4 protein-coding genes are annotated in these 4,213 nt (G+C 61.4%); all 4 read left to right on the top strand.

Annotation, left to right across the window (positions count from 1 at the left end):
- Positions 1 to 992 (top strand): arginine deiminase family protein (locus I2E26_RS07500; protein ID WP_195420236.1); only part of this gene is annotated, 992 nt, incomplete at its 5' end.
- Positions 993 to 1,092: 100 nt separating this feature from the next.
- Positions 1,093 to 2,088 carry an ornithine carbamoyltransferase gene (argF, locus tag I2E26_RS07495; RefSeq protein WP_147588077.1) on the top strand — a complete coding sequence of 332 codons (996 nt, stop codon included), beginning with the start codon at positions 1,093 to 1,095 and terminating at the stop codon, positions 2,086 to 2,088.
- A gap of 151 nt (positions 2,089 to 2,239) precedes the next feature.
- Positions 2,240 to 3,829, top strand: coding sequence for a YfcC family protein (locus I2E26_RS07490; RefSeq protein WP_195420235.1), 1,590 nt, complete (start codon positions 2,240 to 2,242; stop codon positions 3,827 to 3,829).
- A gap of 243 nt (positions 3,830 to 4,072) precedes the next feature.
- Positions 4,073 to 4,213 (top strand): DUF1846 domain-containing protein (locus I2E26_RS07485; RefSeq protein ID WP_195420234.1); only part of this gene is annotated, 141 nt, incomplete at its 3' end.

Here is a 4,213-nt window from a genome sequence, read left to right as displayed (position 1 = left end):
GCCAGGAGTTCCTGGATCAGTACATCGCCGAGGCCGGCATCAAGGGCAAGGAGATGCCCAAGGTCGTCCGCGAGAAGCTCGATTCCATCAAGGACAACCTCGAGTTCGTCCAGAAGACGATGGCCGGTCTCACCAAGGCCGAGATCGAGATGCCGCTCGTGAGCTCCACCACGCTTGACTCCCTGGTCAACACCGAGTCCGAGTCCGATCTCATCATCGACCCGATGCCCAACCTGTACTTCACCCGCGACCCGTTCGCGGTCGTCGGCAACGGCGTCTGCCTGAACCGTATGTACTCCGTCACCCGCAACCGCGAGACCCTGTACGGCAAGTACATCTTCAAGTATCACCCGGATTACAAGGACGTGTCCCTGTACTTCCGTCGCGATGCCGCTTACCACACCGAGGGTGGCGACGTCCTCAACATCAACGAGCACACCCTGGCCGTGGGCATCTCCCAGCGCACCCAGGCTGCCGCTATCGACGTCATGGCCCAGAACATCTTCTGGAACAGCGACTCCAAGGTCGATCGCATCCTCGCCTTCGACATCCCCAACAACCGCGCCATGATGCACCTCGACACCGTCTTCACCCAGATCGACGTGGATAAGTTCACCATCCACCCGGCGATCATGGGCACCCTCAAGGTGTACGAGCTCACCCCGGGCAAGAACCCCGGCGAGGTCAACATCAAGGAAATGGTCGACACGCTCGAGCACATCCTCGAGGATGCTACCGGCGTCGATCAGATCAAGCTGATCCCCTGCGGTGGCGGCGACCCGATCGCTGCTGCTCGCGAGCAGTGGAACGACGGCTCCAACACGCTGGCCGTCGCCCCCGGCAAGATCTGCGTCTATGCCCGCAACACCGTCACCAACGACGTGCTCTACAAGGAGGGCCTGGATCTCCTGGTCGTTCCCTCCGCCGAGCTCTCCCGTGGTCGTGGCGGCCCGCGCTGCATGAGCATGCCCTTCTGGCGTGAGGACCTCTAAGATCTTATGAATTTGACGGCGCATCGGTCGTGATGCGCCGTCATACTTACTGCATGTCGCATCCGCGGCATGCCTGTCATTTATTAGAAAGGATACGCACATGGGCGTTAACCTCTCCGGTCGCAGCTTCCTGCGCCTGCTCGACTTCACCACCGAAGAGATCGAGTACATGCTCAAGCTCTCCAAGAACTTCAAGGACCTCAAGCGCACGGGTACCCCGCACCGCTACCTCGAGGGCAAGAACATCGTCCTGCTGTTCCAGAAGACCTCTACGCGCACCCGTTGCGCCTTCGAGGTCGGCGCCATGGACCTCGGCATGGGCGTGACCTACCTCGATCCCGGTTCGTCCCAGATGGGCAAGAAGGAGTCCATCGAGGACACCGCCCGCGTTCTCGGCCGCATGTATGACGGCATCGAGTTCCGCGGCTTCGATCAGGAGGACGTCGAGGAGCTCGCCGCCAAGTCCGGCGTGCCCGTGTGGAACGGCCTGACCGACCTGTGGCACCCCACCCAGATGCTCGCCGACATCCTGACCGTCCAGGAGAACTTCAACTACGACATCAAGGGCAAGACCCTCGTCTTCATGGGCGACTGCAAGAACAACGTCGCTCGCTCCCTGATGGTCGTCTGCGCCAAGCTCGGCATGAACTTCGTGGCCTGCGGTCCGCAGGAGTGCATGCCCGCCGACGACGTCATCGAGGCCTGCAAGCCCATCGCTGAGGAGAACGGCTGCACCATCAAGCTGACCTCCGACGTCAAGGACGCCTGCACCGGCGCGCACGTCATCTACACCGACGTGTGGGTCTCCATGGGCGAGCCTGACGAGGTTTGGACCGAGCGCATCAACCAGCTCCAGGACTACCGCGTCACCACCGAGCTCATGGCCATGGCCGATCCGTCCGCCATCTTCCTGCACTGCCTGCCGGCCTTCCACGACACCAACACCACCATCGGCAAGGACATCGCCGAGAAGTTCGGTGTCACCGAGATGGAGGTCGAGGACGCTGTCTTCGAGTCCAAGCAGTCCAAGGTCTTCGATGAGGCCGAGAACCGCATGCACACCATCAAGGCGATCATGTACGCCACCCTCAAGTAAGTAGCTTGAGCCTCCCCGGGCGGGTGCTGCTTCCGAGCGGCACCCGCCTTGGGGCGTTTATTATCGGCAGTCCTCTGCAGCCCTCGCATCGTAAGAAGCACGGCACGGTATCGATGCGGGGAACAGAACAACACCTTGATACGAAAGGGGGATGAGAACCTTGACTGAGACCGCTAAGAAAAAGCGTGGTATGCCTTCATCGTTCACCATTCTTCTTATCCTGCTGGCAGTCGTAGCGCTCATCACCGTCGCTGTTGCCGGCATCACGCCCGAAGTCACCGCTGCCCGCTTGGATGACTTCTTCATGGCGCCCGTCCGCGGCTTCGCGGATGCCCTCCCCGTATGCCTGTTCGTTATGATCCTCGGTGGCTTCCTTGGCATGATGACCGAGACCGGTGCCCTCGACAACGGCATCGCCGTCCTGGTCAAGAAGCTCAAGGGCAACGAGCTGATGATCATCCCCGTCCTTATGTTCATCTTCTCCCTCGGCGGTACCAGCTATGGTATGTGCGAGGAGACGGTGCCCTTCTACGCCCTGCTCGCTGCCACGATGATGGCCGCAGGCTTCGACCCCATGGTCGGCGCCGCGACCGTTCTTCTGGGCGCCGGCTGCGGCTGCCTGGGCTCCACGGTCAACCCCTTTGCCGTCGGCGCCGCCGTCGACGCCCTTCGCGGTGTCGGCATCGAGGTCAACCAGACCATCATCATCGGTCTTGGTGCCGTCCTGTGGATCGTGACCACCGCTATCTCCATCGCGTTCGTGATGAGCTACGCCAAGAAGGTCAAGGCCGATAAGGGCTCGACCATCCTCTCCATGCAGGAGCTCAAGGACGCCGAGGAGGCCCACGGCGCAGCTGCCGCCGAGGTCACCAAGGACGTCAAGCTCACCGGTCGCCAGAAGGGTGTTCTGGTTGCCTTCGCCTTCACCTTCGTCGTCATGATCGTCGGCTTCATTCCGCTGGGTGACCTCAACCAGGGCGTTGCCGACTTCTTCGACGCCGGCGCTCAGTGGGAGACCGTCGAGACCGAGGTCGGTACCGACGACTTCGTCGCTGCGTACGACGAGGCCAACGAGACCACGACCGTGGCCGAGGGCGAGCTCGAGGGCATCGCTACCTCCGAGGTCCAGACCAAGCTCGGCTGGTCCGCTATGATCACCGGCCTGCCCATCGGCCAGTGGTACTTCGATGAGGCCTCCACGTGGTTCTTCATCATGGCTATCGTGATCGGCATCATCGGCGGCCTGTCCGAGAAGCAGATCGTGAACACCTTCATCACCGGCGCCGCCGACATGATGTCCGTCGTTCTCATCATCGCCCTTGCTCGCGGCATCTCCGTCCTCATGGCGTCCACCGGCCTCGATGTCTACGTCCTCGATTTGGCTGCGAACGCCCTGGCCGGCCTCTCCGGTATCATCTTCGCTCCCATGGCGTACCTGGTGTACTTCGGCCTGTCCTTCCTGATCCCCTCGACCTCCGGTATGGCCACCGTGTCCATGCCCATCATGGGCCCGCTCGCTGCCGAGCTCGGCTTCTCGCCTGAGGTCATGGTCATGATCTTCTCCGCCGCCATCGGTGTCGTGAACCTGTTCACCCCGACGTCCGGCGCCATCATGGGCGGCCTCGCGCTCGCCAAGATCGAGTGGACCACCTGGCTCAAGTTCGCTATGAAGCTCATCGTGGTGCTCACCTTGGTCTGCATGGTTATCCTTACGATCGCCTGCGTGGTCATCGTTCCGTAACCCGTGCACTCGACCCCATAGTCGTCTAGCCGGTTGCCTCGCTCACACGCGGTAAAGCTGGCTGAGACCTACCTTTCGGCCCCCTCCCGTTCCGTGCACGGGTGGGGGCGCTTTTGTTTATGGCGACGTTTGCCCTCGGCCGCGTAGAGTATTTGGATGCAGATTGTGCACGGCGTGGTTCGTTCGGACGGCTTCGGTATAATGGCAAGGTTAGAACGTGGCTGCTGGAAGGAGCATGGGGACATGCGTCAAGGTTTTGATAACGAGAAATACATCGAGTTACAAACCGAGCAGATTCGTCGCCGGATCGACGAACTTGGCGGCAAGTTGTATCTCGAGTTTGGCGGCAAGCTGTTCGACGACTACCATGCGTCGCGGGTCCTG

The organism is Collinsella sp. D33t1_170424_A12 (assembly GCF_015554865.1).
In the GTDB taxonomy this organism is placed as follows: Bacteria; Actinomycetota; Coriobacteriia; order Coriobacteriales; family Coriobacteriaceae; genus Collinsella.
The sequence above is the reverse complement of the archived record's forward strand: the minus strand, read 5'-3'. Positions and strand labels throughout refer to the sequence as shown.

Bases quoted from the DNA above. Each gene is read 5' to 3' on its own strand.
- I2E26_RS07490 (WP_195420235.1), top strand. From the start codon at position 2,240: ATGAGAACCTTGACTGAGACCGCTAAGAAAAAGCGTGGTATGCCTTCA.
- argF (WP_147588077.1), top strand. From the start codon at position 1,093: ATGGGCGTTAACCTCTCCGGTCGCAGCTTCCTGCGCCTGCTCGACTTC.